The sequence below is a fragment of the Streptomyces sp. NPDC004266 genome, from assembly GCF_042874095.1.
Taxonomy (GTDB): domain Bacteria; phylum Actinomycetota; class Actinomycetes; order Streptomycetales; family Streptomycetaceae; genus Streptomyces.
On the sequence record NZ_JBIAMM010000001.1, the window covers coordinates 762,649 to 789,451 of the forward strand.

The window sequence follows — 26,803 nt, forward strand, 5'->3', positions numbered from 1 at the left end:
CCGCCGGATTGGTTACCCAGAAGTTGCCGGGTGGGCTGCCGTCCTGCCCTCCCGGCAGGGTAGCGTCGGTCCTGTCATGGACCTTGCCTACATTCCCAGCCCGTCGACCGGCGTGATCCACCTCGGACCGATCCCGCTGCGCGGCTATGCCTTCTGCATCATCATCGGTGTCTTCGTCGCCGTCTGGCTCGGCAACAAGCGCTGGATCGCCCGGGGCGGCACCGCCGGCACCGTGGCCGACATCGCCGTCTGGGCGGTGCCCTTCGGCCTCGTCGGCGGACGCCTCTACCACGTGATCACCGACTACCAGCTGTACTTCAGCGAGGGTGAGAACTGGGTCGACGCCTTCAAGATCTGGGAGGGCGGCCTCGGCATCTGGGGCGCCATCGCGCTCGGCGCGGTGGGCGCCTGGATCGGCTGCCGTCGGCGCGGGATCTCCCTGCCCGTGTACGCGGACGTCATCGCCCCCGGCATCGCCTTCGCCCAGGCCATCGGCCGCTGGGGCAACTGGTTCAACCAGGAGCTGTACGGCAAGCCGACCGACGTGCCGTGGGCGCTGAAGATCACCGAGGGGACGAACCGCGAGGCCGGGCTCTACCACCCGACCTTCCTGTACGAGTCGCTCTGGTGCGTCGCCGTCGGCTTCCTGGTCATCTGGGCCGACCGCCGCTTCAAGCTCGGCCACGGGCGGGCCTTCGCCCTGTACGTCGCCGCGTACTGCTCGGGCCGCGTGTGGACGGAGTACCTGCGCGTCGACGAGGCCCACCACGTTCTCGGCCTGCGGCTCAACGTGTGGACCGCGATCGTCGTCGGCCTGCTGGCCGTCGTCTACCTGGTGGTCTCGGCCCGCCTCCGGCCGGGCCGCGAGGAGATCGTGGAACCGAGGGCCGCGGAGAAGGCCGCCGAGAAGACGGACGCCGTCGAGGGCGCCGGGACCACCGAGGTCACCGACGCGGCCGGGACCGCCGAGGACCGGACCGCCGGGCCCGGGGACGAGACCGACGGGCCCGGGGACGAGGACGGGAAGACCGAGGACGACGGCGCCGACCACGGCGCCGGGTCGGCCGCCAAGAGCTGACCGGCCGTACGCCGGGGGCCGCCGGGACCGAGAGGTCCCGGCGGCCCTTCCGCATGCGGGGGTACGGATCAGCCGGCGCGGGCCGCGAGGGAGAGGACCCGGTGGGCGCCCTCCACCACCGCCGCGTCGACGAAGCGGCCGTTCGGCAGGGCGAGGGCGCCCTGCCCGGTCGCGGCCGCCTCGACGACCTCGCGGGCCGCCTCCACCTCCTCCGGGGTGGGGAAGTAGGCGCGTTCGATGACCGGGAGCTGACGGGGATGGATGGCCGCCCGGCCGAAGAAGCCCATGGCCCGGCCCCGGGCGCAGCCGGCCGCCAGCGCCTCCAGGTCGCGGACGTCCGGGTGGACGGACTGGGCCGGCGGGGGGAGGGCGGCCGCGCGGGCCGCGACCACCACCCGCCCGCGCGGCCAGTCGAGGCCGCTGTCCTCCCGCACCCCCAGGTCGGCGCGGAGGTCGGCCTCGCCGAGGGCGATGCCGCGGACGGAGGGGTGGGCGGTGGCGATGGCGTGGGCGTGCTCCACGGCGAGGGCGTTCTCCAGGAGCGGATAGAGGGGCAGGCCCGGGGCGAGGCGGGCGATCCGGTGGATGTCGGTGGCGTGTGTCACCTTGGGGACACGGAGACCGCAGAGGCCGGGGAGGGGGGCCAGGGTGGGGATGTCGCGCGGGGTGTGGACGCGGACGTGGACCGGGACGGGGTGGACGTCCGCGAGGAGGTCGGCCGTGGCGTCGAGGGCGTACGCCTTGCGCTGCGGGGCGACCGCGTCCTCCAGATCGACGATCACGACGTCGGCGCCGGAGACCAGGGCCTTGCGGACGACCTCGGGACGGTCGCCGGGGGCGTACAGCCAGGTGAGGGGGGCGAGGGGGTGTGCCGTGGAGGGCGCGGCGGCGGGTTCGCCGGCGCGCGTCCGTTCGTCCTCCGCGGGGCCGCTGAGGGGGCTCATACCGCTCCTTGCTCGCGAAGGGCGTCGATCTCGGCGGGGGTGAGGCCGAGTTCGGAGAGGACGGCGACGGTGTCCGCGCCGTGTGGCCGGCCGGCCCAGCGGATGGCGCCGGGGGTCTCGGAGAGGCGGAAGAGGACGTTCTGCATCTTGATCGGGCCGAGCTCGGGATCCTCCACCTCGGTCACGGTGCGGAGCGCCCGGTACTGGGGATCCTCCACGACGTCCCGGACGTCGTAGACGGGGGCGATGGCCGCCTCCGCCTTCTCGAAGGCCGCCATCGCCTCGTCGCGGGTGCGGCGGGCGATCCACGAGCCGACCGCCTCGTCGAGGACGTCCGCGTGCTGGGCGCGGCCCGTGCCGTCGGCGAACCACGGCTCGTCGATCAGCTCCGGACGTCCGACGAGCCGCAGCACCCGCTCGGCGATCGACTGGGCGGAGGTGGAGACGGCGACCCAGGAGCCGTCGGCGGTCCGGTAGGTGTTGCGCGGGGCGTTGTTGCGGGAGCGGTTGCCGGTCCGGGGCTGGACGTAACCGAGCTGGTCGTACCAGAGGGGGTGGGGCCCGATGACGGAGAGCATCGGCTCGATGATCGCCATGTCGACGACCTGGCCGCGTCCGGTCGTCGTCCTGGCGGTGAGCGCGGTCATCACCGCGTACGCCGTGGCGAGGGCGGCGATCGAGTCGGCGAGGCCGAAGGGCGGCAGCGTCGGCGGGCCGTCCGGCTCGCCGGTGAGGGCGGCGAAGCCGCTCATCGCCTCGGCGAGGGTGCCGAAGCCGGGACGGTGGGCGTACGGCCCGAACTGGCCGAAGCCGGTGACCCGGGTCAGGACCAGACGCGGGTTGACGGCGGACAGCTCCTCCCAGCCCAGGCCCCAGCGCTCCAGGGTGCCCGGCCGGAAGTTCTCCACGATCACGTCCGCGTCGGCGGCGAGGGCGAGGAGGGTGTCGCGGCCGCCCGGCGAGGACAGATCGAGGGTGATCGCCCGCTTGTTGCGGCCGAGGACCTTCCACCACAGGCCGATGCCGTCCTTGGCGGGGCCGTGGCCACGGGACGGATCCGGTGTGCGGGGATGCTCGACCTTGACGACGTCGGCCCCGAAGTCGCCCAGCATCATGGCCGCGAGGGGGCCGGCGAAGAGGGTCGCGAGATCCAGGACGCGCAGTCCGCGCAGGGGCGCCGTGGAGCTCTCGACGGCCGTGGGGTCCGGCGGGGTGGCCGGGGCGTGGACGGTCATACGGCGTCGGCCTCCAGGATGCCGGGGGAGCGGAAGGCGTCGTCGATCTCGACGCGGTACGGCATCGAGGTCGACGCGCCCTCGCGCAGGACGGAGAGCGCGGCGGCCGTCTGTGCCCAGGCCAGGGCCTCCGGGGCGGGACGGCCCTCGCCCAGGGCCACCGCCAGGGCGCCGACGAAGGTGTCGCCCGCTCCCGTGGTGTCCACGGCCCGGACCCGGGGCGCGGGCACGGCGACCGGCTCGGCGCCGCGCGCCGCGTACAGGCTGCCGGCCGCGCCCAGCGTGACGACCACCTCGGGGACGTCCCGCAGCAGGGCCTGGGCGGCCTCGCGCGGGTCGGTGAGCCCGGTGAGCGCGGCGGCCTCGTGCTCGTTCGGCACCAACAGGTCGGTGGCGGCGAGGAGTTCCGGCGGGAGCGGCTGCGCGGGAGCGGGGGTGAGGACGGTGCGGACGCCGAGCCGACGGGCGGTGACGGCGCCCTCGACGACGACGGAGAGGGGGAGTTCGAGCTGGAGGAGCAGGGCGTCGGCGGTCCCGATGAGGGCCTCGTCGCCGTGGGTGAGGGAGGTGACGGTGCCGTTGGCGCCGGGGACGACGACGATCGCGTTGCCGCCCTCGTCGTCGACGACGACATGGGCGGTGCCGGAGGGGCCCTCGGAGGTGCGCAGGAGGTCGGTGTCCACCGCGCAGTGCTCCAGGGTGGCGCGGAGCCGTGGCCCGAACTCGTCCGCGCCGACCGCGCCGATCATCGCCACCTCGGCGCCCGCACGGGCGGCGGCGACGGCCTGGTTGGCGCCCTTGCCGCCGGGGATCGTACGGAAGGAGCGGCCGGTGACCGTCTCACCGAGGGCGGGGGCCCGCGGCACGTAGACGACGAGATCCATGTTCGTGCTGCCGAGCACGACGATGCTGGTCATGGGCGTACTGCCTCCAGGTGTGTCAGTTCGGCCAGGGTGTCGAAGCCGATGCCGTCGAAGGACGGCACCGAGGTCGCGAGCCGGTTCTTGAGGGGGGAGGTCCAGCGCTCCGGCAGCCGGTCCGGATGCCCGGCGAGCAGCCCGGCGAGCGAGCCGGCGGTGGCGCCGTTGGAGTCGGTGTCCCAGCCGCCCGAGACCGCCGCGCAGACGGAGCGGGAGAAGTCGCCGTCGGCGTGGGTGAGGGCGGCGGCGAGCAGTGCGGCGTTGGGGACGGCATGCACCCAGTGGTACCCGCCGAGTTCGGCGTGCAGCCGGTCGACGACGGTGTCGAACTCCTCGGCGCGCGGATGGGCGCGGGCGGTCTCGATGCCGAGGCGGACCGCCCCGGCGAGCCGCGAGCGCGGGGGGATCACCCCGAGGCCGGCGGCGAGCGCCTGGTGGACGTCGGCGGTGCCGGTCGCCGCGGTGGCGAGGGCGGCGGCGACGAACATGGCGCCGTAGACGCCGTTCGCGGTGTGCGTGAGCACCGCGTCCCGGTGCGCCTGCGCGGCGGCGGCCACCGGGTCGCCCGGGTGGGTCCAGCCGTGGACGTCGGCCCGGATCTGGGCGCCGATCCACTCGCGGAAGGGATTGCGGCGGGCGGCGGTCAGCGGGGGTTCCACGCCGTCCAGGAGGTTGCGGTAGGCGACGCGCTCGGCCGTGAAGGTGCGGCCGGCGGGGAGTTCGTCGAGCCAGAGGCGGGCGACGTCGGCGGTGGTGAAGTCGCGGCCGTACCGCTGGAGGAGCAGCAGGTCGAGGAGGGGGTAGTTGAGGTCGTCGTCCTCGGGCATGCCGTCGATGTTCTCGGCGAGGGAGGTGGCGGCGGAGCGGCGGTTCCAGGGATGCGCGGCGAGCAGCTCCGGAGGGACGCCGCGGGCGGTGAACCAGGTGGTGAGGGGCCAGTTGCCGGCGGCGCGGGCGAGGGCGCGGAGGGCGGGGAGGGGGAGCTTCTCGACGGGCTTGCCGAGCAGGCACCCGACGGCCCGGCCGAGCCAGGCGGCGTGGAGGCGGTCGCGGAGGGCGGCGCCCCGCACCGTGGTGGCCGGGGGTTCGGAGGCCGTCGTCAGGGCCCGGATCGCGGCGAGGGAGGTCGGCTCCCGGGCCGACAGGGGGTTCGGGAGGGACGCCAGGGCGTCCAGGAGTTCTTCCGCCAGGGGACGGAGGTCCGGGCGGGGGACCGGGGACGCGCCGGCCGTCTCCGGGGCGGGTGGGCCGCCCGCCGCCCTCCAGCGGGCCGCCAGGGCGTCCGCGTCGCGCCCGTCCTCCGCCGCCTGGCGGAGTTCGTGGCCCACCAGGTCCTCCGGCTGGACCCAGGTCAGGCGGAGGGTCATCGGTCCGCGCTCGTCAGGGTCGCGAAGGCCGACTCGTGGGACCGGCGGGCGGCGGTGTCCGCGGCGAAGATCTCGCGGGCCACCGCGGCCAGCGCCCTCGCCGGGGCGTGCAGGTCCAGGCGGCTCGCCTCCGCCACCCGCTTCGCCCAGTCGGAGGGGACGGCCGGCTCGCCGTGCAGCGCGCCCACGAGCGCGCCCGCCATCGTGGCGATCGAGTCGCAGTCGCGGCCGTAGTTGACCGCGCCCAGGACCGTGCGCCGGAAGTCGCCCTCGCCGACGAGCAGCATGCCGAGGGCGATCGGGAGTTCCTCGATCGCGTGCAGCCGGGAGGGGCGGCGGGCACCGAGGGAGGGGGCGCGGTAGTCGGGCCCGACCGTGTCGAAGGGGGCGACCGCCCTGCGGAGGGGCGCGAGGGCGGACTCGAAGTCCGTGTGGCCGGAGGCGACTTCGGCGACCGCCTCGATCGCCGCGCGCGTTCCGTCCTTCGCCAGGGCCAGGGCCGTCGCGACCACGGACGCCGGCGTGGCGTCCGGCGCGCAGGCCGCCGCGACCGCCGCCGCGAAGACACCCGCCGCCTCCCGGCCGTAGGAGGACTGGTGCGCGCCCGTCAGGTCGATCGCCTCGGCGTAGGCGGCCGTCGGGTGGGCGGCGTTGACCAGGCCGACGGGCGCCATGTACATCGCCGCCCCGCAGTTGACGACGTTGCCGTTGCCGGCCTCGCGCGGGTCCACGTGGCCGTAGTGGAGCCGGGTCACGATCCACTTCTCGGCGAGGAAGATCCGCTGGAGGGGAAGCGCCTCGGCCTCCAGCTCCGGGATCCAGACGGGGGAGCCCATGAGTTCGGGGACGAGGTGGTCCGCGACCGCGTACGCGTCGAGGTGGCCGCGGACCTTCTCGTACACCCGGATCAGCGCGTGGGTCATCAAGGTGTCGTCGGTGACGTGCCCGTCGCCCTTGTGGTACGGCGCGATGGGGCGGGCGGTGCGCCAGTCGCCGCCGTTCCAGGGGCCGACGATCCCGGTGACGCGGCCGCCGTGGCGCTCCAGGATCTGCTCGGGGGTGTAGCCCTCGACGGGGCCGCCGAGCGCGTCGCCGACGGCGGCCCCGAGGAGGCTGCCGGTGATCCGGTCATCCAGTGTGGGTGTCATGTCGGAATTGTCCACCTGGGGTGGCCGGTTCCGTGGCTCCGAGCGACCCGGCGAGTTCCACCAGATCCGTACCCGCGAGCCGGGGCAGCGCGCAGCCCGCGAGCGTCCTGCACGCCTCCCGCCAGCTCGCCGGGACCGAACGGCCGCCGCCCAGCGCGCCGGTGAGCGCGCCCGAGAGCGCCGGGGCCGAGTCGGCGACCCGGGAGAGGCAGGCGGCGGCCGGCACCGCCGCCGTCATCTCGCCCCGGGCGGCGGTGGCGAGGGCCAGGGCGACCGGGACGGTCTCGGCGGCGGCGATGCCGTAGCTGTAGACGTGGTCCACGATCTGGTGCTCCAGGAGCGGGACGAGCGCGAAGGCCGAATCGGCGGCCCGGGCCAGCTCCACGGCGTGCCGCGCGTTGCGGCCGATCTCGGTGGCGGGCGGGAGTTCGGCGAGCGCCGCCTCCACGGCCTCGTCGACCGTCGCCCCGCCGAGGGCCGCGGCGACGGCCGCCGCCGTCGCCCGGGCGCCGTGCACGCCGTCGCCGTCCTGCGTGTACCGGGCGTCGAACTCGGCGAGTTCGGCGGCGGCGCGCGGGTCGCCCGGGTGGACCAGGGCCAGCACGGCGGCCCGGACGCAGGCCGCGTCGTCGAAGTAGTGCGGGTTGTCGTGGCCCGTGGCGGGCGGGCGCAGGCCGGTGGCGAGATTGCCGAGGCCCGCGCGCACCGAGATCCGGGCGCGGAGGGGGAGCACGGCCGACTCGACCTCGGGGGCGCGGTCGGCCGCGGCGGCGACCTGGCCGGCGAGGGCGTTCCAGGCGAGGTCGACGGCGGCGCGGAGCCGGCGGTCGGGCGGGAGGCCGTCGAAGACCGGGCCGGAGGCGGCGAGGACGGCCTCGGCGGTGAAGACCGCCCACTCGGCGTCGTCGGAGGGGCCGAGCCGGAGGGGCTCGGGGGGCTGGTTGAGGGCGATGGGGACGGGGAGGGTGGTCGTCGCGTTCTGCTCGGCGAAGGTGTCGAGTTCGCGGGTGAGGCGGCGGGTCCATTCGGGCATGCGGGCGGCGCGGTGCCTCGCGGCGGGCCAGCCGGCGGCGTCGCCCGCGGCGATGCCGAGGAGCAGGCCCTCGACCGCGTCGCGGCTGGGACGGGTCTCCGTCTGCGCGCTCGGCACCGGGGCCTCGGGGGAGCTCCCGCACCAGGAGCCGATGCCGCGGACCGGGGCCGTGCCGTGGTCCGGAGCGGTGCCGGGATCCGGGGCGAGGGCCTGGAGGGCGTCGACCGCCAGGGCGCTGACCTGCACCGGCGCCGGGTCCAGCGGGGCGTCGACCACCAGGGCGCTGACCGGCACCGGGGCCGGGTCCAGCGGGGCGTCGGTCGCCGTGGCGGTGCCCGGCCCCGGGGGCCGTGCCCGCCCTCCCCCGAGCTCTCGGCTCCGCTCGAGCAGGGAGGAGCCCCCTCGCCCTGCGGGACGACCGCCCACAGCAGGGGTGGCGACGGCGTGCGCCGCCGGGGCCGCGCCCGTAGTGGGGGTGGCGACTGCGTTCCCCGCCGGGGCCGCGCCCCTCGCGGCAGCCGTGCCGGTGCCCGCGGCGGGCGTGGCGACGCCGTTCTCCTCCGGGGTCGCGCCCGCCGCGCCCGCCGCGCCCGCCGCGTCCGCCGCGTCCGCCGCGCCCGCCGCGCCCGCCGCGCCCGCCGCGGGCGCGCCGGTGTCGCCCGTCGTGGTCGTCAGGTCCGCGTTCATGCCGCCTCCTCCGGGGTGAGGAGGTCCGCGACGTCCAGGACGTGGTAGCCGCGCATCGACGGGAGGCAGCTGCCCGTCACCGGGGCGATGGCCGAGGCCCAGTCCTCCGGGATCGCGGCCACCCCGCCCGCCGCGCCGGCCAGGGCGCCCGCCACCGCCGCCGTCGTGTCGGCGTCGCGGCCCATGTTGACGGCGGTGAGGACGGCCGTGCGGAAGTCCCCCCGGGCCGCCGCGAACGCGCCGAACGCCAGGCCCACCGCCTCCGGGGCCAGGTCCGTCCACGGGTAGCCGCCGATGACGACCGCCGAGCGGACCTGGCGCTCGCGGGTGAGGGGGTCCGGCTGGACCCGCTGGGCCGCCACGACCGCGCGGCGCAGCGAGCGGGCCGTCCAGGAGTCCATGGGGACCACGGACAGGGCCGCGGCGATCACCGACGTGACCGTCGCCCCCGTCATCGCCGCCGCCACGCCCGCCGCCACCGCCTGGCCGCCGTAGATGCCCTCCCCCTCGTGGCTGACGCTGCCGTCGATCGCGACCAGGCGGGCCGCCTCCGCCGGGCGCCCCGCCGCGAACACCCCGAAGGGCGCCGCGCGCATCGCGAGGCCGTCGCTCCACGCGTGGCGGTGCTGGGCCGAGATGGGGGCGGCGAGGCCGCGGCGGAGGTTCTCCAGGGTGCCGCGCTCGGAGAAGCCCGCCCCGCGGAAGGGGCCTTCGTCGAGGTCGGCGATCCAGTGGTGCCAGGCCCGTTCGACGTGGTGGACGGTGAGGGCGGAGCCGTGCCGGGCGAGGAGCAGGCCCGAGAAGACGGCGTACTCCGTGTCGTCGGTGCCCGCCGGGCTGTCCGTCACGAATCCTTCGATGCGGCCCCAGCGGCGGCGGATCTCGGAGGGCCGCATGTTCTCGGCGGGCGCGCCGAGCGCGTCGCCGACGGCGAGGCCGAGGAGCGCTCCTCTCGCCCGTTCACGCGTGTCGCAGGCCGTACTGGTCACCATCTCGCGCCCCTTCCTCGACAGGGGTGCCGACACCGGCGCCCCGATGCCTGGATCTGTGCCACCCCGGGCCGCGAACTCGCCGAAGAAACGTCTCTGTCACCCGGCTGACACCCCGCCAGGTTGGGTTGCCCTCACTGAGGCGGGCCTTAGTAAGTACGGCCTGCCTTGCTGGCGCACCCCTTACATCAGGCGTATTTTCGACGTGTTGGGGGCGGCGGGTGCATCCCGGCCCGCCGGAACGAGGGGAGAGTCATGTCCATCATCGAAGCCCAGGCACCACTGCACGAGGCCCACCGCGACAACCACACGCACCGCGACGTGAACGGCGGTTGGCTGCGCCCGGCGGTGTTCGGCGCCATGGACGGTCTCGTCTCGAACCTCGCGCTGATGACCGGTGTCGCCGGTGGTGCGGTCTCCTCCCAGACCGTCGTCATCACCGGCCTCGCGGGCCTCGCGGCCGGCGCCTTCTCCATGGCGGCCGGCGAGTACACCTCCGTCGCCTCGCAGCGCGAGCTCGTCCAGGCGGAACTGGACGTCGAGCGACGTCAGTTGCGCAAGCACCCGGTCGACGAGATGGAGGAGCTCGCCGCGCTCTACGTCTCCCGCGGCGTCGAGCCCGCGCTCGCCCGCGAGGTCGCGATGCAGCTGTCGAAGGATCCCGAGCAGGCGCTGGAGATCCACGCCCGCGAGGAGCTCGGCATCGACCCGGACGACCTGCCGTCGCCGATGGTCGCCGCCGTCTCGTCCTTCGGCTCCTTCGCGCTCGGCGCGCTCCTCCCCGTCCTGCCGTACCTGCTCGGGGCGACCGCGCTCTGGCCGGCCGTGCTGCTCGCGCTCGTCGGCCTCTTCGCCTGCGGCGCCCTGGTGGCCCGCGTGACCGCCCGCGGCTGGCTCTTCAGCGGCATGCGCCAGCTCGTCCTGGGCGGGGCGGCCGCGGCCGTCACGTACGGGCTCGGCATGCTCTTCGGGGCCGCGTTGTAGCCCTGCGGGGGCGACGCCGTATCCGCGCCCACCTGGTGCCGCATCCGCGCCCGCCCGATGCCGAAGCCGCGTCGGGCCGGTGCGGATTCCGTGTTCCGGCAGAAGACCGAGAGGCTCCCCAAAGGGACCTCTCGGTCTTTTCGTGGCACCCTTTCGGGACATAGGCCCCGAAAGGGCTGTGACGTATATCCCTGGTCCGATCCGTCGAGGCGATGAGACACTATGCGGGACGCCACATAAGTAGCCGGTTACTCGGCGGTTTCGAACCCGTGACCAACGGGAAAGAGGCCTGAGCGCCACAGGGCAACGAAGCCCACTCTCAGCGACGGGCCGCCGGAGTCCCGAAGTGCCTCCGGACCCTCGGTCCGTCCCCGCGGGGCAGTCCCTGCCGCCGCACCCCACAGATGACCTCACACCATCGCTGCGTATCGGTGATGTCCGCATGTTGGAATGAGCTATCCACTTCGCGAGAAGCCAGCCATCATGTAACCTGCACGAAATTTCGCGGAGGGCCAACGTCGTCCCTCGGCAGCTCCATATGCCACGACGACGACGGGAGAGCCGATGCGTTCCGACGCCTGGTCGCCCATGGACGGTCGCCCCGCTGCTCAGGGGATGTACGACCCCCGTAACGAACACGACGCCTGCGGTGTCGGGTTCGTGGCCACCCTCACCGGTGTAGCCAGCCACGCGCTGGTCGAGCAGGCGCTGACCGTACTGCGCAACCTCGAGCACCGCGGCGCCACCGGCTCCGAGCCCGACTCCGGCGACGGCGCCGGCATCCTGCTCCAGGTCCCGGACGCCTTCCTCCGCGAGGTCGCCGGATTCGAGCTCCCCGAGGCCGGCGCGTACGCCGTCGGCATCGCCTTCCTCCCCGAGGACGGCACCGCCGAGACCGTCGCCGCGATCGAGACCGTCGCCGCCGAAGAGGGCCTGGACGTCCTCGGCTGGCGCGAGGTCCCCGTCGCCCCCGAGCTGCTCGGCGCCTCCGCCCGCGCCACCATGCCGGTCTTCCGCCAGCTCTTCGTGAAGGACGCCGCCGGCGCGGCCACGGGCATCGCGCTCGACCGCAAGGCCTTCGTCCTCCGCAAGCGCGCCGAGCGCGAGGCCGCGACGTACTTCCCGTCGCTCTCCGCCCGCACCATCGTCTACAAGGGCATGCTGACCACCGGCCAGCTGGAGCCCTTCTTCCCGGACCTGTCGGACCGCCGCTGCGCCACCGCCGTGGCCCTGGTCCACTCCCGGTTCTCCACCAACACCTTCCCGAGCTGGCCGCTGGCCCACCCGTACCGCTTCGTCGCCCACAACGGTGAGATCAACACCGTCAAGGGCAACCGGAACTGGATGACCGCCCGCGAGGCGCAGCTCGACTCCACGGCCTTCGGCGAGGGCTCGCTGGAGCGGATCTTCCCGATCTGCACCCCGGACGCCTCCGACTCGGCCTCCTTCGACGAGGTCCTGGAGCTCCTCCACCTCGGCGGCCGCTCCCTGCCGCACGCGGTCCTGATGATGGTCCCGGAGGCGTGGGAGAACCACGAGACCATGGACCCGGACCGCCGCGCCTTCTACCAGTACCACTCCACGCTGATGGAGCCCTGGGACGGCCCGGCCTGCGTCACCTTCACCGACGGCGTCCAGGTCGGCGCGGTCCTCGACCGCAACGGTCTGCGCCCCGGCCGCTACTGGGTCACCGACGAGGGCCTCGTCGTCCTCTCCTCCGAGGTCGGCGTCCTCGACATCGACCCCGCCAAGGTCGTCCGCAAGGGCCGCCTCCAGCCCGGCAAGATGTTCCTCGTCGACACCGCCGAGCACCGCATCGTCGAGGACGACGAGATCAAGGCCGCCCTCGCCGCCGAGCACCCCTACGCGGAGTGGCTGGAGACCGGCGAGATCGAGCTCTCCGACCTCCCCGAGCGCGAGCACATCGTGCACACCCACGCCTCGGTCACCCGCCGCCAGCAGACCTTCGGCTACACCGAGGAGGAGCTCCGCGTCCTCCTCGCGCCGATGGCCCGCACCGGCGCCGAGCCGATCGGCTCCATGGGCACGGACTCGCCCATCGCGGCCCTGTCGGCCCGCCCGCGGCTGCTCTTCGACTACTTCACGCAGCTCTTCGCGCAGGTCACGAACCCGCCGCTGGACGCCATCCGCGAAGAGCTGGTGACGAGCCTGCGCTCCTCGCTCGGCCCCGGCAGCAACCTGCTCGAACCCACCGCCTCGTCGTGTCGCAGCGTCACCCTGCCCTTCCCGGTGATCGACAACGACGAGCTGGCCAAGCTCATCCACATCAACCACGACGGTGACATGCCCGGCATGAAGGCCGTCACCCTCTCCGGCCTCTACCGGGTCTCCGGCGGCGGCGAGGCCCTCGCCGCCCGCATCGAGGCCATCTGCGCCGAGGCCGACGCGGCGATCGAGGGCGGCGCCCGTCTGATCGTCCTCTCCGACCGGCACTCCGACGCCGAGCACGCGCCGATCCCGTCGCTGCTGCTCACCGCGGCCGTCCACCACCACCTCATCCGCACCAAGCAGCGCACCAAGGTGGGCCTGCTCGTCGAGGCCGGTGACGTCCGCGAGGTCCACCACGTCGCCCTGCTCATCGGCTACGGCGCCGCGGCGGTCAACCCGTACCTCGCCATGGAGTCCGTCGAGGACCTGGTCCGCGCCGGCACCTTCATCGAGGGCCTGGAGCCCGAGCAGGCCATCCGGAACCTCATCTACGCCCTCGGCAAGGGCGTCCTCAAGGTCATGTCCAAGATGGGCATCTCCACCGTCGCCTCCTACCGCGGCGCCCAGGTCTTCGAGGCCGTCGGCCTCGACGAGGCCTTCGTCGCCACGTACTTCAACGGCACGGCCACCAAGATCGGCGGCGCCGGCCTCGACGTCGTCGCCAAGGAGGTCGCCGCCCGCCACGCCAAGGCGTACCCCGTCTCCGGCGTCCCCTCGGCGCACCGCGCCCTGGAGATCGGCGGCGAGTACCAGTGGCGCCGCGAGGGCGAGCCGCACCTGTTCGACCCGGAGACCGTCTTCCGCCTGCAGCACGCCACGCGCACCAAGCGGTACGACATCTTCAAGAAGTACACGGAGCGGGTGAACGAGCAGTCCGAGCGCCTCATGACGCTCCGCGGCCTCTTCGGCTTCTCCTCGGACCGCCCCTCGATCTCCATCGACGAGGTCGAGCCGGTCTCCGAGATCGTCAAGCGCTTCTCCACCGGCGCCATGTCGTACGGCTCCATCTCCCGCGAGGCGCACGAGACGCTCGCCGTCGCCATGAACCGGCTGGGCGCCAAGTCCAACACCGGTGAGGGCGGCGAGGACCCGGACCGCCTGTACGACCCGGTGCGCCGCTCCGCGATCAAGCAGGTCGCCTCCGGCCGCTTCGGCGTCACCAGCGAGTACCTGGTCAACGCGGACGACATCCAGATCAAGATGGCCCAGGGCGCCAAGCCCGGCGAGGGCGGCCAGCTGCCCGGCCACAAGGTCTACCCGTGGGTCGCCAAGACGCGTCACTCGACGCCCGGCGTCGGCCTCATCTCGCCGCCGCCGCACCACGACATCTACTCCATCGAGGACCTGGCCCAGCTGATCCACGACCTCAAGAACGCCAACCCGGTCGCCCGCATCCACGTGAAGCTGGTCTCCGAGGTCGGCGTCGGCACGGTCGCCGCCGGTGTCTCCAAGGCCCACGCGGACGTCGTCCTCATCTCCGGCCACGACGGCGGAACGGGCGCCTCCCCGCTGACCTCCCTGAAGCACGCGGGCGGTCCCTGGGAGCTCGGCCTCGCCGAGACCCAGCAGACGCTGCTGCTCAACGGCCTGCGCGACCGGATCGTCGTCCAGACCGACGGCCAGCTGAAGACCGGCCGCGACGTCGTCATCGCCGCGCTGCTCGGCGCCGAGGAGTTCGGTTTCGCGACCGCGCCGCTCGTCGTCTCCGGCTGCGTCATGATGCGCGTCTGCCACCTGGACACCTGCCCGGTCGGCATCGCCACCCAGAACCCGGTCCTGCGCGACCGCTTCTCCGGCAAGGCCGAGTTCGTCGTCAACTTCTTCGAGTTCATCGCCGAGGAGGTCCGCGAGCTCCTCGCCGAGCTGGGCTTCCGCACCCTCGAAGAGGCCGTCGGCCACGCCGAGCTGCTCGACACCAGCCGCGCGGTCACGCACTGGAAGGCGCAGGGCCTCGACCTGGAGCCGCTCTTCTACGTGCCCGAGCTGCCGGAGGGCGCGGTCCGCCACGCCCGGGTCGAGCAGGACCACGGTCTGGAGAAGGCCCTCGACAACGAGCTGATCCAGCTCGCCGCCGAGGCCCTGAACGCGCCCTCCGCCGAGGAGGCGCAGCCGGTCCGCGCCCAGGTCGCGATCCGCAACATCAACCGCACGGTCGGCACCATGCTCGGCCACGAGGTGACGAAGAAGTTCGGCGGCGCCGGCCTCCCGGCCGACACCATCGACATCACCTTCACCGGCTCCGCCGGCCAGTCCTTCGGCGCCTTCCTGCCGGCCGGTGTCACCCTCCGCCTGGAGGGCGACGCCAACGACTACGTCGGCAAGGGCCTCTCCGGCGGCCGTGTGATCGTCCGCCCGGACCGGGGCGCCGACCACCTCGCCGAGTACTCGACCATCGCGGGCAACACCATCGGCTACGGCGCCACCGGCGGCGAGCTGTTCCTCCGCGGCCGCACCGGCGAGCGCTTCTGCGTCCGCAACTCCGGCGCCCTGGTCGTCTCGGAGGGCGTGGGCGACCACGGCTGCGAGTACATGACCGGTGGCACGGCGGTCGTCCTCGGCGAGACCGGCCGCAACTTCGCGGCCGGCATGTCGGGCGGTGTCGCCTACGTGATCGACCTCGACCGGGACAACGTCAACTCCGGGAACCTGGAGGCGATCGAGGCCCTGTCGGACACCGACAGGACCTGGCTGCACGACGTCGTGCGCCGCCACTTCGAGGAGACCGGCTCGACGGTCGCCGAGAAGCTCCTCGCCGACTGGGACGCCGCGGCGGCCCGGTTCAGCAAGATCATCCCCACCACGTACAAGGCCGTGCTCGCCGCCAAGGACGCCGCTGAGCTCGCCGGTCTCTCCGAGGCCGAGACCACCGAGAAGATGATGGAGGCTGCGTCCCATGGCTGACCCCAAGGGCTTCCTGACCACCGGGCGCGAAGTCGCCCAGACCCGACCGGTGGGCGAGCGCGTCAGGGACTGGAACGAGGTCTACGTCCCCGGCTCCCTGCTGCCGATCATCAGCAAGCAGGCCGGCCGCTGCATGGACTGCGGCATCCCGTTCTGCCACAACGGCTGCCCCCTCGGGAACCTGATCCCCGAGTGGAACGACTACGCCTACCGCGAGGACTGGTCGGCGGCGCAGGAGCGCCTGCACGCCACCAACAACTTCCCGGAGTTCACCGGCCGCCTGTGCCCGGCTCCCTGCGAGTCCGCGTGCGTGCTCGGCATCAACCAGCCGGCCGTCACCATCAAGAACGTCGAAGTCTCCATCATCGACAAGGCCTGGGACGCGAACGACGTCAAGCCGCAGGTGCCCGAGCGCCTGTCCGGCAAGACCGCCGCCGTCATCGGCTCGGGTCCGGCGGGCCTCGCCGCGGCCCAGCAGCTGACCCGGGCCGGCCACACCGTGGTCGTGTACGAGCGTGCCGACCGCATCGGCGGTCTGCTGCGCTACGGCATCCCCGAGTTCAAGATGGAGAAGCGGCACATCAACCGCCGCATCGAGCAGATGCGCGCGGAGGGCACCAAATTCCGCACCGGCATCGAGATCGGCCGCGACCTGACGGCGACGGACCTGCGCAAGCGGTTCGACGCCGTGGTCGTCGCCGCGGGCGCCACCACCGCCCGCGACCTGCCCGTCCCGGGCCGGGAGCTGAACGGCATCCACCAGGCGATGGAGTACCTGCCGCTCGCCAACAAGGTCGTCGAGGGCGACTTCGTGGCCCCGCCGATCACCGCCGAGGGCAAGCACGTCGTCGTCATCGGCGGCGGCGACACCGGCGCGGACTGCGTCGGTACGGCGCACCGCCAGGGCGCGGCCTCGGTCACGCAGCTGGAGATCATGCCGAAGCCGGGCGAGGAGCGCAGCGCCGGCCAGCCCTGGCCGACCTTCCCCATGCTCTACAAGGTGACCTCGGCGCACGAGGAGGGCGGCGAGCGGGTCTACTCCGTCTCCACCACCCACTTCGAGGGCGACGAGGACGGCAACGTCCAGTTCCTCCACCTCGTCGAGGTCGAGTTCGTCGAGGGCAAGCTGACGCAGAAGCCGGGCACGGAGCGGAAGATCCCCGCCCAGCTGGTCACGCTCGCGATGGGCTTCACCGGCACCGACGTGGAGAACGGCCTGGTCGCGCAGTTCGGCCTGGAGCTGGACGAGCGGGGCAACGTCGCCCGCGACGCGGACTTCGCCACCAACGTCGACGGCGTGTTCGTCGCCGGTGACGCCGGCCGCGGCCAGTCCCTCATCGTCTGGGCCATCGCCGAGGGCCGCTCCGCCGCCCGTGGCGTGGACCGCTACCTGACCGGCGCCAGCTCCCTGCCGGCCCCGATCCGCCCGACGGACCGTGCCCTGATGGTCTGATCCGGCCCCTTGGAACGTCCCGTACAACGACGTGCGGAACTGAGCGCAGCGCCCCCTCGATGTCCCCGACCGGACGACCTGGGGGCGCTGCGGCGCGTTCTCAACGTTCCGCGGTCCGTGCTCCGCGGAAGTGCGGGATCACGTGCTCCCCCCACTGCCGGATCGTCTCCAGGCAGACCTCCTGCGGGACCGTGCCCATCTGGATCAGGCACATCACCTCGTCCACGCCGATCCGGCGGAGCCGTTCGACGTAGGCGATCGCCGTGGCCGCGTCCCCGTAGGCGTGGTCGGTGTTGTACGTGCCCGTGTCGACCGGGCGGGCGGGGACGTCCGCCTCGTGCAGCCGGGCGACCAGCTTCTGCCGCTGCTCGTCGAGCGCCGCCGTGTGGTCCTCGTCCTCCGCGTGGCCCGTCGGGGCGGGCGCGCCCCCGTACCAGTGCGCGATCGACTCGGCGAAGAAGCGCTGGCCCCGGGTGCCGAGCCGGAGGGCGCGGGCGGCGTCGTCGAGGACGACCGTCGGGCAGAGGGCGGAGAAGTGGTCGTTGACCTCCGTGGAGACGAACCGCGAACCGTCCCTGGCGGCGATGGCCTCGTCGTACACCGCGCGCATCGCGCGGACGTCGTCGGCGCCCGCGAAGCCCATCACCAGGGCGCCGATGCCGAGTTCGGCGGCCTGCCGCAGGGAGTCGTGCCGGGAGCAGGCCATGAAGAGCGGCGGATGCGGTGTCTGCACGGGACGGGGCAGGACCGCGCCGGGGCCGATGTCGAGGGTGCCGTGCCACTCGAACTCCGGCTCCCGCCAGGCCGCGGCGAAGATCCGCAGGGCCTCCTCGGTCTGCGGGCGGGTGTCCTCCGGGCGCACCCCGAACATCCGGGTCTCCTGGCGGGTCGCGCCCCGGCCGGCGCCGACGTCGACCCGGCCGCCGGAGAGCACGTCGAGCATCGCGGCCCGTTCGGCGACCCGGACCGGGTGCTGGTAGCCGAAGGGCATGGTGACCACGCCGTGGCCGACGCGGATGGTCCGGGTGCGGGCGGCGACCCAGGCCAGGAAGATCTCGGACGCGGTCATGTGGGCGTACTGGACGAGGGAGTGGTGCTCGACCGCCCAGATCCGGTCGAAGCCCATCTCCTCGGCGAGGACGGCCTGTTCGACGCAGTCGTGGAGGACCTGGCGTTCGCGGTCGGGGGTCGGGTCGACGAGCTGTGCTTCGAAGATCATGGAGAACTTCACGGGCCGCTCCTCCCGGGGAAGGCTTATGCCTGATCGAAATACTTCTAGCAGGCATAGGGAGGGGAGGGAAGGGTCGTAGACTGCCGTCCGTGGTGGACCGAGAGAGCGTGCCAGAGCTTCCCGCGACCAGCTGGGCCGTGCTCGGACTGCTGTCCCACGAAAGGGAGTTGTCCGGCTACGACGTCAAGAAGTGGGCCGACCGGTCCCTCGGCCTCTTCTACTGGAGCCCGTCCTTCAGCCAGGTCTACAGCGAGCTCAAGCGCCTGGAGAACAGCGGCTACGCCACCTCGCGGCTCGTCGCCCCCGAGGCCGGCGCACGCGACAAACGCGTCTACCGGATCACCGACGAGGGCCTCGCCGCCGTCCGCGCCTGGGCCCGCGCCGCCCCCCTCGACCCGCCCGTCCTGAAGCACGGGCCGATGCTGCGGCTCTGGCTCGGCCACCTCCTCGAACCCGAGCGGATGCGGGAGATCCTGGCCGCGCACCGGGAGTACGCCGAGCGCATGCGGCGGCGCGCCGAGGCGGACGTGGCGGACGCGGCGGCGGACGAGGCGTGGGCGTACCCGCGGCTGACCCTCGCGTGGGCCGAGCGGTACTACGCGGCCGAGCGCGACCTGGCCGACGCCATGCTCGCGGACATCGAGGAGTCGGAGGGGGAACGGCCATGGCACTGAGCCTGCGGAAGGTCGAGGAGACCGCGCCCGCGCTGGTGAGTCTCTACAAGGAGGCCGGGGCGTCACTGGCGCGGCACGGGATCGGCGGACAGCGGATCGCCGTCTACCTCGTCATCGACTACTCGGGCTCCATGAAGCCGTACTACGCGAACGGCACCGTGCAGGCCCTCGCCGACCGGGTCCTCGGGCTCTCCGCGCACCTCGACGACGACGGACGGGTGCCGGTGGTCTTCTTCTCCACCGACATCGACGCGGAGACCGAGATCCGGCTCGACGACCACGCCGGCCGGATCGACCGGATCGTCGCCGGCCTCGGCCACATGGGGAAGACGAGCTACCACCTCGCCATGGACGCCGTCATCGACCACTACCTGGACAGCGGCTCCACCGCGCCCGCGCTCGTCGTCTTCCAGACCGACGGAGGGCCGATCAACAAGCTCGCCGCCGAGAGGTACGTCTGCAAGGCGGCCCGGCTGCCGATCTTCTGGCAGTTCATCGGCTTCGGCGACCCCGGCAGCCGGCAGTTCGAGTTCCTGCGCAGGCTCGACGAGCTGGCCGTGCCGGCGAAGCGGCCCCTCGACAACGCCGGCTTCTTCCACGCCGGCCAGGATCCGAACCGGGTCCCGGACGCCGAGCTGTACGACCGGCTCGTCTCCGAGTTCCCGGCCTGGCTCGCCGCCGCCCGGGCCCAGGGCGTCGTCCGGTCATGAGGCCGCCGCGCCGATGCGGGCGAACTGCTCCTCGGTGAGGTGACGTCGAGCGCGCCCAGGTTCTCCACGAGGTGGGCCGCCGAGGACGTACCGGGGAGTCGTGCGCCGCGTCCGGGCCCTCCTCGGCGCCGGACTGCCGACCCGGGGCATCGCCGAGGTCCTCGACTGCGTCTGCGGCAGCGAGGCGGAGATCGAGCCCTGCCTCGGCCCGCTGCTCGTCGCACGGCTCGACGCCGTCGACGAGAAGATCCAGGACCTCCAGGGCACCCGCTCCTCGCTCGCCGCGCTCGTGGCGGCGACCGAGGGAAGGCGACCCGCCACCACGGACCGAGAGCCGAGAGCCGAGAGCCGGGACCCGAGAGCGGGGAAATCGGGTGGCTCCCGGTCGTGTGCGCGGGCCAACATGGCGCCCATGACCTCTCTCGTGCGACACATGACCATCGACTGTGCCGACGCCTACGCCCTGGCGACCTTCTGGGCGAAGGCCCTCGACTCCCGGGTCTCCGACGACGACAGGCCCGGTGACCCGGAGGCGCTCGTCGAGTCGGCCGGCGCGGGCCTCCTCTTCATCCAGGTCCCCGAGGGGAAGACGGTGAAGAACCGCGTCCACCTCGACCTCCAGCCGCAGGACCGCACCCGCGACGAGGAGGTCGAGCGGCTGCTCGGCCTCGGCGCCACGCTCTTCGAGGACCACCGGAACCCGGACGGCACCGGCTGGGCGACCCTGAAGGACCCGGAGGGCAACGAGTTCTGCGTGGAGCGCAGCAAGGCGGAGCGCGCGGCGACCGCCTGAACCCACGGGTGGGTCCGGAGCAAGCCTGAACCCACGGGTGGGTCCGGAGCAATCCGGACAGTGGCTGTCGGGTATCCGGTGTCTCCTGGAGTCATGGAAGACACACCCGTGGAAGACACCGGAACCACCTGGCCGGCCTTCGAGGCCGCCGAGCCCGAGCTCGCCGCGACCGTGCGGGAGCGCTTCGGGCGGTACACCCACCACGCCCTCGCCACCGTCCGGAAGGACGGCTCGCCGCGCCTCAGCGGCATCGAGGCCGACTTCCGCGACGGGGAGCTCTGGCTCGGCATGATGCCGAACTCCCGCAAGGCGCTCGACCTGCGCCGGGACCCCCGCTTCGCGCTGCTCGCCAACCTGGGCTCCGGCACCGGCATGGGCGGCGGGGACGTCCGGATCTCCGGCCGCGCGGTCGAGGTCACCGACCGGGAGACCCTGGACCGGTACGCGGCGGAGGCGGGCGCGCCGCAGCCCTTCCACCTCTTCCGGGTGGAGCCGACCGAGGTCGTACGGACCTGGGTGGACGGCGAGGAGATCTGCTTCCGCAGCTGGGCCCCGGGACGCCCGGCGCGGACGCTCCGGCGCGGCAACGACGACAGCCCGCCGCGGCAGGACGCCCGACCCCTGGGTGGGCCGGTGCGCGGGGTACCAGAATGGGCACGTGCCGAACACTGCAAGCAAGAAGAAGACCCAGGTGAGCGGGGGGCCCGAGCGGCGCCGTGAACTCCTCGACACGGCGGCCGAGGTGTTCGCCGCCCAGGGGTACAACGCCACCACCGTCCGCAAGATCGCGGACGCCGCCGGGATGCTCGCGGGCAGCCTCTACTACCACTTCGACTCCAAGGAGTCGATGCTCGACGAGATCCTCTCCTCCTTCCTGGACGAGCTGTGGGAGGGGTACGACGCCGTCCTCGGCGCCGGGCTCGGTCCCCGCGAGACCATCGAGGCCCTCGTCACCGAGTCCTTCCGGGAGATCGACCGGCACCGCGCCGCCGTCGCCATCTACCAGAAGGAGTCCCTGCACCTCGTCGACCAGCCCCGCTTCGGCTACCTCGTCGACTCGCAGCGCAGATTCGAGAAGGCCTGGCTGGGAACCCTGGAGCGCGGCGTCGCGGAAGGGGTCTTCCGCGACGACCTCGACGTCCGCCTGACCTACCGCTTCGTGCGCGACACCGTCTGGGTCGCGGCGTCCTGGTACCGGCCGGGCGGACAGCACAGCCCGGAGGAGATCGCCCGCCAGTACCTGTCCATGGTCCTGGACGGAATCGCCGTGCGCGGCCCCGAGACGTCCGGGGAGCGGGGGGCCGGGACGGGAAGGTCCTGAGGCGCACTATTGTTCCGGTAGACATCCGGGACCTGTATCGCGAGTCCCGGGAGAGACAGCCGGAGCCGTGTCGCGTGCTCCGGGAGAGACAGCCGGGGCCCGTATCTCGTGTTCCGGGCGGTACAGCCGGGGCCCGCACCTCGCAGGTGCGGGCCCCGGCTGCGCCGCGCACCGGCCAGGAAGGCACGAATGACCCGCTCCGAACGCTCCCACAAGCGCGGCCCCCGCACCGCCCAGGCGAAGTCCACGTCCCAGCCGAAGGGCCCCCGCGGCGGCCGTCGTCCCGCCGCGCCCCCGCCGCCGCAGGAGTTCACTCCGCCGGAGACGGTGACGCCCGCGCTGCCGCCCGTGGCCTCCTTCGAGGACCTGGACATGCCGGCCGCGCTGCTGCGGACGCTCACCGAGCAGGGCGTCACCGAGCCCTTCCCGATCCAGGCCGCGACCCTGCCGAACTCGATCGCCGGGCGCGACGTCCTCGGCCGGGGGCGCACCGGCTCCGGCAAGACCCTCGCCTTCGGGCTCGCGCTCCTCGCCCGCACCGCCGGCCGCCGCGCCGAGCCGACCGCGCCCCTCGCGCTGGTCCTGGTGCCGACCCGTGAGCTCGCCCAGCAGGTGACCGACGCCCTCACGCCGTACGCCTCCGCGCTGCGGCTGCGGATCACCACGGTGGTCGGCGGCATGTCGATCTCCCGGCAGTCCTCGTCCCTCCGGCGCGGCGCCGAGGTCCTCATCGCCACGCCCGGCCGGCTCCACGACCTCATCGAGCGGGGCGACTGCCGCCTGGACCAGGTCGCCGTCACCGTCCTCGACGAGGCCGACCAGATGGCCGACATGGGCTTCCTGCCGCAGGTCACGAAGCTGCTGAAGCAGGTCGAGCCGGGCGGGCAGCGGCTGCTGTTCTCCGCGACCCTCGACCGGAACATCGACAAGCTCGTCAAGATGTTCCTCGACGACCCGGTCGTGCACTCCGTCGACCCCTCGGCCGGCGCGGTGACCACGATGGAGCACCACCTGCTCTACGTGCAGGACGAGACCGACAAGAAGGCCGTCACGCTGCGGATCGCGGCCCGCGACGGCCGGACGATCCTCTTCATGGACACCAAGCGGTCCGTGGACCGGCTGGTCAAGCGGCTCCTGGCCAACGGCGTCCGGGCCTCCGGGCTGCACGGCGGCCGCTCGCAGCCGCAGCGCAACCGGACCCTGGACCAGTTCAAGACCGGCCAGGTCACCACGCTGGTGGCGACGAACGTGGCGGCCCGCGGCATCCACGTGGACGACCTCGACATGGTCGTGAACGTCGACCCGCCGATGGACCACAAGGACTACCTGCACCGGGGCGGCCGCACCGCCCGCGCCGGCGAGTCCGGCAGCGTCTTCACGCTGGTCCTGCCCGAGCAGAAGCGGGACATGGGCCGGCTGATGTCGAACGCGGGGATCAGCCCCCGCACGGCGCAGGTCAAGTCCAGCGACGAGGAGCTCGCCGAGCTCACCGGAGCCCGGGAGCCCTCGGGCGTCCCCGTCGTCATCGAGGTCCCGCAGCCGACCCCGCCGCGCAAGGCGGCGGCCTCCGGCGGCGGCACGGGCGGCGGCCGCCGCCGTCGCCGTCCGGCCTCCGGCGGTTCGACCGGTGGTACGGGGACGGGCGCGACGGGCTCGGGCCGCGCTTCCGGCCCGTCCACCGGACGGGCGTCCGGTTCGGGCACCACGGGCCGGGGCTCCGCCTCCGGGACGCCGACGGGCCGGGGTTCCGGCGCGGCGGGCGGCTCCGGGCGAGCCGCGGCCGGTGCGGGGCGCGGCTCGGGCGCGGGCCGGGGCGCGGGCTCCGGTGCCGGGGCGGGCGCCGGGCGCGGTGCGGCGGCCGGCGCGGGCCGGGGCGGGCGTCAGGCGCCGGGCACCAGCCGCTCGCGGAGCGCCGCGAGCTCGCGCAGCTCCAGGCCGAGGCCGACCGACACGTAACGGAAGAGGCTGCCGTACGAGGTGCGGACCTGGTCCAGGGCGGTGTCCAGGTACTCGGCCCGCACCTCCTGCAGCGGCACGATGAGGTCCGGGTTCTGCATGAGCCCGCCCTGCTTCAGCCCCTCCCGCACCCGTGCGTCGTACGCGGCGCGGAAGGTGTTGGAGGCCAGGTAGTCCGCGCGGGCGGAGGACTCGGGCACCCCGAGCAGGGTGAGCAGGAGCCAGCTCGTCCAGCCGGTGCGGTCCTTGCCGGAGGTGCAGTGCAGGAGCAGCGGCCCCCGGCGGGGATCGGCCAGGTCCCGCAGGGTGGCCGCGAGGGCGGCCCGGTTCGCGGCGTCGGTGACGAAGGTGCGGTACACCTCGCGCATGAAGCCGGCGGCCCGGCCGCCGCCGAGCATCTCCTCCTGCCGCACCGGGTCGCGGGAGCCGATCGCGGCCGTCAGCTGCCCGAAGAGGCCGTGGTCGGTGACGGGCCGGGCCACCGGGACCGCGCCGGCGGGCAGCCGGTCGGCGCCGTCGTGGCCCACCTCCAGCGGGATCCGCAGGTCGACCACGGTGCCGAGGCCGAGCCCGGCGAGGGTGGTGAGGTCGGCGTCGGTGAGTCTGGCGAGGTGGTCGCCTCGGTAGGCGAGGCCGTGCCGGACGCGGGCGCCGTCGTAGGTGACGTACCCGCCGAGGTCGCGGACGTTGACCGCGCCCTGGAGCGGGATCTGCCGGATCGCGGTGGCGGCCGTGGGGCGGGGGCGGGCGAGCGCGGGCGGCGCGGCGCCGAGGATCAGCGCGGCGCCGGTGGTGGTGAGCAGGGCGCGTCGGGACAGGGGCATGGCTGGGCTCCCTTGCGGACTGACGGACGGACGGCCGGTGGCCGTACGGCAGACGGACTCGGTGGGACAGCCGTGGGCGGACGGGCCCGCGGAACCACTCCTCCACCTAACGTTAGTTAGGTGATGTGCTGGCGAGGAAGGTAGCAGCCGGACGGGCCGAACGGGAGGGGTGTGTCGTCGCTCTGTCGTGAGGGCGTCCGCGAGGGCGCGGACCGCTACTGCGTGAGGCGCTTGGTCGCGGCCCGCTGGCGTTCGGTGGCGCCCGTCAGGAAGCGGGTGATCGTCGCCAGCTCCTCGGTCGTGAACTCCTCGTAGAGCTCGTGCACCTCGCGCGCCCAGTCGTCGAAGAGGGGGGCGAGCTCGGCCAGCTTCTCGGGGCGGGGCTCGACGAGTACCCGGCGCTTGTCCGTCGGGTGCTTCACCCTGCGCACGAAGCCCTTGCGCTCCAGGCGGTCGACGAGTCCGGTGACGGAGGCGGGGGCCAGGCCCGAGTGCTCGGCCAGCTCCTTGGCGGTGAGGGGTCCGTGCCGTTCGAGCAGGTCGAGCGTCTTGGTCTCGGTGGCGCCGAGGTCCTGCTGGGCCGCGATCGCCGAGTGGAAGGCGACGGAGGCGGCGCTGGAGTCCCGGCCGGCGGCGGTGAGGGCGGCGATGACCGCGCCCCGTTCCTGGTCCTGCTCGCTCATGGCGGCAGCCTAGCAAAATTCATTTCGTTCGTCCGAACGAAATACTTGCGACCGTGGGGGAGTGCGTGTCACTTTTATTTCGTTCGGCCGAACGAAATAACTGGAGGGTGGAGATGTCCACGACCGTCACGACCGCCGCCACCGGCGACCCGTTCACCGTCCACCCGCGCCGCTGGGCCGCCGCCGCCGTCATGACGGTCGCCGCCCTGATGGACCTCGTGGACGTCACCATCGTCAACGTCGCCCTGCCCTCGCTCGGGCGCGGGCTCGGCGCCTCCGAGAGCGCCCTCCAGTGGACCGTCTCCGCCTACCTCCTGGGCTTCGCCGCGACCCTCGTCGTCGCCGGACGGCTCGGCGACCGGTACGGCCGCAAGGCGCTCTTCCTCGCCGGCACCGCCGGCTTCGGCCTCGCGAGCCTGGCCTGCGGCGTCGCCCAGGGGCCCGGCCAGCTGATCGCGGCCCGCGCCGTGCAGGGCGTCACCGCCGCCGTGCTCATGCCGCAGGTCCTCGGCTCCTTCCAGAGCCTCTTCCGGGGCAAGGACCGCGGCAAGGTCTTCGGGATGTACGGGGCGGTGGCCGGCTTCGCCTCCGCCATCGGACTGCTGCTCGGCGGGGTCCTCACCGACGCCGACCTCTTCGGGCTCGGCTGGCGCAGCGTCTTCCTGGTCAACGTGCCCGTCGCCGCCCTCACCCTCGCCGCCGCCGTCCTCGTCCCCGCCACCCGGGAGCGCGCCGCCACCCGGCCCCCGGCGCTCGGCAGCCTCGTCCTCGCCGCCGGACTCGTCGCCGTCGTCCTGCCGCTCGTCCAGGGCCGCGGCTGGGGCTGGCCGCTCTGGGGCTGGGGCCTCCTCGCGGTCGGCGTCCTCACGGTGGCCGCGGTCGCCGCGCGCGGCTCGGTGCTGCCCCCGCGCGTCCTCGCCGTCCCGGCCTTCTCGTACGGCCTGGCCGTCCAGCTCCTCTTCGCCTTCGGCATGCAGGGCTTCTTCCTGGTCCTCGCGATCTGGCTCCAGGGCGGCCAGGGCTACACCCCGACCCAGGCGGGCGTCCTGATGGCCGCCTTCTCGGCGGGCGGCTTTCTCACGGCCCCGGCCGCCGAACCGCTCGCGGTCAGGTTCGGCCGGTACGTCCCCGTCGCGGGCGCGCTCCTGATGGCGGGGGGCTACGGCTGGGTCTGGTACGCCATGGAGGGTGCCGCCCCCGTCCACACCGGCGCCTGGCCCCTGGCCCCCGGCCTCGCCCTCGCGGGCGCCGGCCTCGGCCTCCTCGTCGTCCCCCTCGTCGGCATCGTCCTCTCGGCCGCCCCGGCCGAACTCGCCGGCGGGGCCTCCGGGGTCTTCTCCACCGCCCAGCAGTTCGGCGGCGCCCTCGGCGCGGCCGCCATCGGCACCGCGTACTTCGCGGACCTCTCCCTCGCCGCCGCGATGCCCTGGGTCCTCGCGGCCTACGCGGGCACGGCCCTGCTGAGCCTGCGGCTCCCCCGTGCGGCGGTCACCGGGGCGCGGTGACCCACGGGGGGCGGGGCCGCCCGGCGGTGACGCCCCCTCACCCACGGCGCGTGCCGGGACCCGTCCGGGTCCCGGCACGCGCCGTCCGGCGGTCGCGCCGACGGCGGCGTCCACGGGATCCGCACGTTCGGGCGGGCG

Annotated in this window: 20 protein-coding genes and 1 pseudogene; 11 read left to right on the plus strand and 10 right to left on the minus strand. The window is 73.8% G+C overall.

Going from position 1 to position 26,803, the window contains the following annotated elements; translation table 11 throughout:
- Positions 1-76 precede the first annotated feature (76 nt).
- On the plus strand, positions 77-1,078 hold the full coding sequence (lgt, locus tag ACFYUZ_RS03430; RefSeq protein WP_389305874.1) for a prolipoprotein diacylglyceryl transferase: 1,002 nt from the start codon (positions 77-79) through the stop codon (positions 1,076-1,078).
- 68 nt (positions 1,079-1,146) lie between these two features.
- On the opposite strand, the gene ACFYUZ_RS03435 is transcribed toward lgt, so the two are convergent.
- The 7 genes from ACFYUZ_RS03435 to ACFYUZ_RS03465 form a co-directional block, all read right to left on the minus strand.
- Positions 1,147-2,022, minus strand: a complete 876-nt coding sequence (locus ACFYUZ_RS03435; protein WP_389305876.1) for an HpcH/HpaI aldolase/citrate lyase family protein — start codon at positions 2,020-2,022, stop codon at positions 1,147-1,149.
- The gene (locus ACFYUZ_RS03440; RefSeq protein ID WP_389305878.1) at positions 2,019-3,257 is read right to left on the minus strand and encodes a CaiB/BaiF CoA transferase family protein; all 1,239 of its coding nucleotides are present in this window, start codon (positions 3,255-3,257) and stop codon (positions 2,019-2,021) included. The genes ACFYUZ_RS03435 and ACFYUZ_RS03440 overlap by 4 nt, the downstream gene beginning before the upstream one ends.
- Positions 3,254-4,174: a ribokinase gene (rbsK, locus tag ACFYUZ_RS03445; RefSeq protein ID WP_389305879.1), complete on the minus strand. Its 921-nt coding sequence runs from the start codon at positions 4,172-4,174 to the stop codon at positions 3,254-3,256. The genes ACFYUZ_RS03440 and rbsK overlap by 4 nt, the downstream gene beginning before the upstream one ends.
- Positions 4,171-5,544 (minus strand): ADP-ribosylglycohydrolase family protein, encoded by a 1,374-nt coding sequence (locus tag ACFYUZ_RS03450; RefSeq protein ID WP_389305880.1) that lies wholly within the window; start codon positions 5,542-5,544, stop codon positions 4,171-4,173. The genes rbsK and ACFYUZ_RS03450 overlap by 4 nt, the downstream gene beginning before the upstream one ends.
- Entirely contained in the window at positions 5,541-6,692 is a 1,152-nt protein-coding gene (locus ACFYUZ_RS03455) for an ADP-ribosylglycohydrolase family protein (protein WP_389305882.1), read from the minus strand. The genes ACFYUZ_RS03450 and ACFYUZ_RS03455 overlap by 4 nt, the downstream gene beginning before the upstream one ends.
- Positions 6,673-7,842, minus strand: coding sequence for an ADP-ribosylglycohydrolase family protein (locus ACFYUZ_RS03460; protein ID WP_389306265.1), 1,170 nt, complete (start codon positions 7,840-7,842; stop codon positions 6,673-6,675). The genes ACFYUZ_RS03455 and ACFYUZ_RS03460 overlap by 20 nt, the downstream gene beginning before the upstream one ends.
- Before the next feature lie 566 nt (positions 7,843-8,408).
- Positions 8,409-9,404, minus strand: coding sequence for an ADP-ribosylglycohydrolase family protein (locus ACFYUZ_RS03465; RefSeq protein WP_389305883.1), 996 nt, complete (start codon positions 9,402-9,404; stop codon positions 8,409-8,411).
- A 252-nt stretch (positions 9,405-9,656) separates the two neighbouring features.
- On the opposite strand from ACFYUZ_RS03465, the gene ACFYUZ_RS03470 reads away from it, so the two are divergent.
- The 3 genes from ACFYUZ_RS03470 to ACFYUZ_RS03480 all read left to right on the plus strand — a co-directional run bounded on the left by ACFYUZ_RS03470 (position 9,657) and on the right by ACFYUZ_RS03480 (position 16,968).
- Positions 9,657-10,385 carry a VIT1/CCC1 transporter family protein gene (locus ACFYUZ_RS03470; RefSeq protein WP_389305885.1) on the plus strand — a complete coding sequence of 243 codons (729 nt, stop codon included), beginning with the start codon at positions 9,657-9,659 and terminating at the stop codon, positions 10,383-10,385.
- A 564-nt stretch (positions 10,386-10,949) separates the two neighbouring features.
- Positions 10,950-15,515, plus strand: a complete 4,566-nt coding sequence (gene gltB / locus ACFYUZ_RS03475) for a glutamate synthase large subunit (RefSeq protein ID WP_389305887.1) — start codon at positions 10,950-10,952, stop codon at positions 15,513-15,515.
- Complete coding sequence (locus tag ACFYUZ_RS03480; protein ID WP_389305888.1) at positions 15,508-16,968, plus strand: glutamate synthase subunit beta; 1,461 nt, start codon at positions 15,508-15,510, stop codon at positions 16,966-16,968. Before gltB ends, ACFYUZ_RS03480 begins: the two co-directional genes overlap by 8 nt.
- 100 nt (positions 16,969-17,068) lie before the next feature.
- On the opposite strand, the gene ACFYUZ_RS03485 is transcribed toward ACFYUZ_RS03480, so the two are convergent.
- On the minus strand, positions 17,069-18,199 hold the full coding sequence (locus ACFYUZ_RS03485) for an LLM class flavin-dependent oxidoreductase (RefSeq protein ID WP_389305890.1): 1,131 nt from the start codon (positions 18,197-18,199) through the stop codon (positions 17,069-17,071).
- Positions 18,200-18,288: 89 nt separating this feature from the next.
- Between ACFYUZ_RS03485 and ACFYUZ_RS03490 the strand changes: the two genes are divergently transcribed.
- The 6 genes and pseudogenes from ACFYUZ_RS03490 (at position 18,289) to ACFYUZ_RS03515 (ending at position 23,653) form a co-directional block, all read left to right on the plus strand.
- Complete coding sequence (locus tag ACFYUZ_RS03490) at positions 18,289-18,873, plus strand: helix-turn-helix transcriptional regulator (RefSeq protein WP_389305891.1); 585 nt, start codon at positions 18,289-18,291, stop codon at positions 18,871-18,873.
- Positions 18,864-19,583, plus strand: a complete 720-nt coding sequence (locus tag ACFYUZ_RS03495) for a vWA domain-containing protein (protein WP_389305892.1) — start codon at positions 18,864-18,866, stop codon at positions 19,581-19,583. The genes ACFYUZ_RS03490 and ACFYUZ_RS03495 overlap by 10 nt, the downstream gene beginning before the upstream one ends.
- A 100-nt stretch (positions 19,584-19,683) precedes the next feature.
- On the plus strand, positions 19,684-20,376 hold the full coding sequence (locus ACFYUZ_RS03500) for a VOC family protein (RefSeq protein ID WP_389305893.1): 693 nt from the start codon (positions 19,684-19,686) through the stop codon (positions 20,374-20,376).
- 93 nt (positions 20,377-20,469) lie between these two features.
- Positions 20,470-20,988 (plus strand): annotated as a pseudogene (locus ACFYUZ_RS03505) (pyridoxamine 5'-phosphate oxidase family protein); the annotation flags it as partial.
- 46 nt (positions 20,989-21,034) lie between these two features.
- Complete coding sequence (locus ACFYUZ_RS03510; protein ID WP_389305895.1) at positions 21,035-21,697, plus strand: TetR/AcrR family transcriptional regulator; 663 nt, start codon at positions 21,035-21,037, stop codon at positions 21,695-21,697.
- A 189-nt stretch (positions 21,698-21,886) separates the two neighbouring features.
- Positions 21,887-23,653, plus strand: coding sequence for a DEAD/DEAH box helicase (locus tag ACFYUZ_RS03515; protein WP_389305896.1), 1,767 nt, complete (start codon positions 21,887-21,889; stop codon positions 23,651-23,653).
- Here the strand turns inward: ACFYUZ_RS03515 and ACFYUZ_RS03520 are convergent.
- Positions 23,578-24,477 carry a tyrosine-protein phosphatase gene (locus ACFYUZ_RS03520; protein WP_389305898.1) on the minus strand — a complete coding sequence of 300 codons (900 nt, stop codon included), beginning with the start codon at positions 24,475-24,477 and terminating at the stop codon, positions 23,578-23,580. The two genes, ACFYUZ_RS03515 and ACFYUZ_RS03520, sit on opposite strands and share 76 nt — an antisense overlap.
- A 215-nt stretch (positions 24,478-24,692) precedes the next feature.
- Complete coding sequence (locus ACFYUZ_RS03525; RefSeq protein WP_389305899.1) at positions 24,693-25,160, minus strand: MarR family winged helix-turn-helix transcriptional regulator; 468 nt, start codon at positions 25,158-25,160, stop codon at positions 24,693-24,695.
- 113 nt (positions 25,161-25,273) lie between these two features.
- Between ACFYUZ_RS03525 and ACFYUZ_RS03530 the strand changes: the two genes are divergently transcribed.
- On the plus strand, positions 25,274-26,665 hold the full coding sequence (locus ACFYUZ_RS03530; RefSeq protein ID WP_389305901.1) for an MFS transporter: 1,392 nt from the start codon (positions 25,274-25,276) through the stop codon (positions 26,663-26,665).
- The last annotated feature ends 138 nt before the right edge of the window (positions 26,666-26,803 follow it).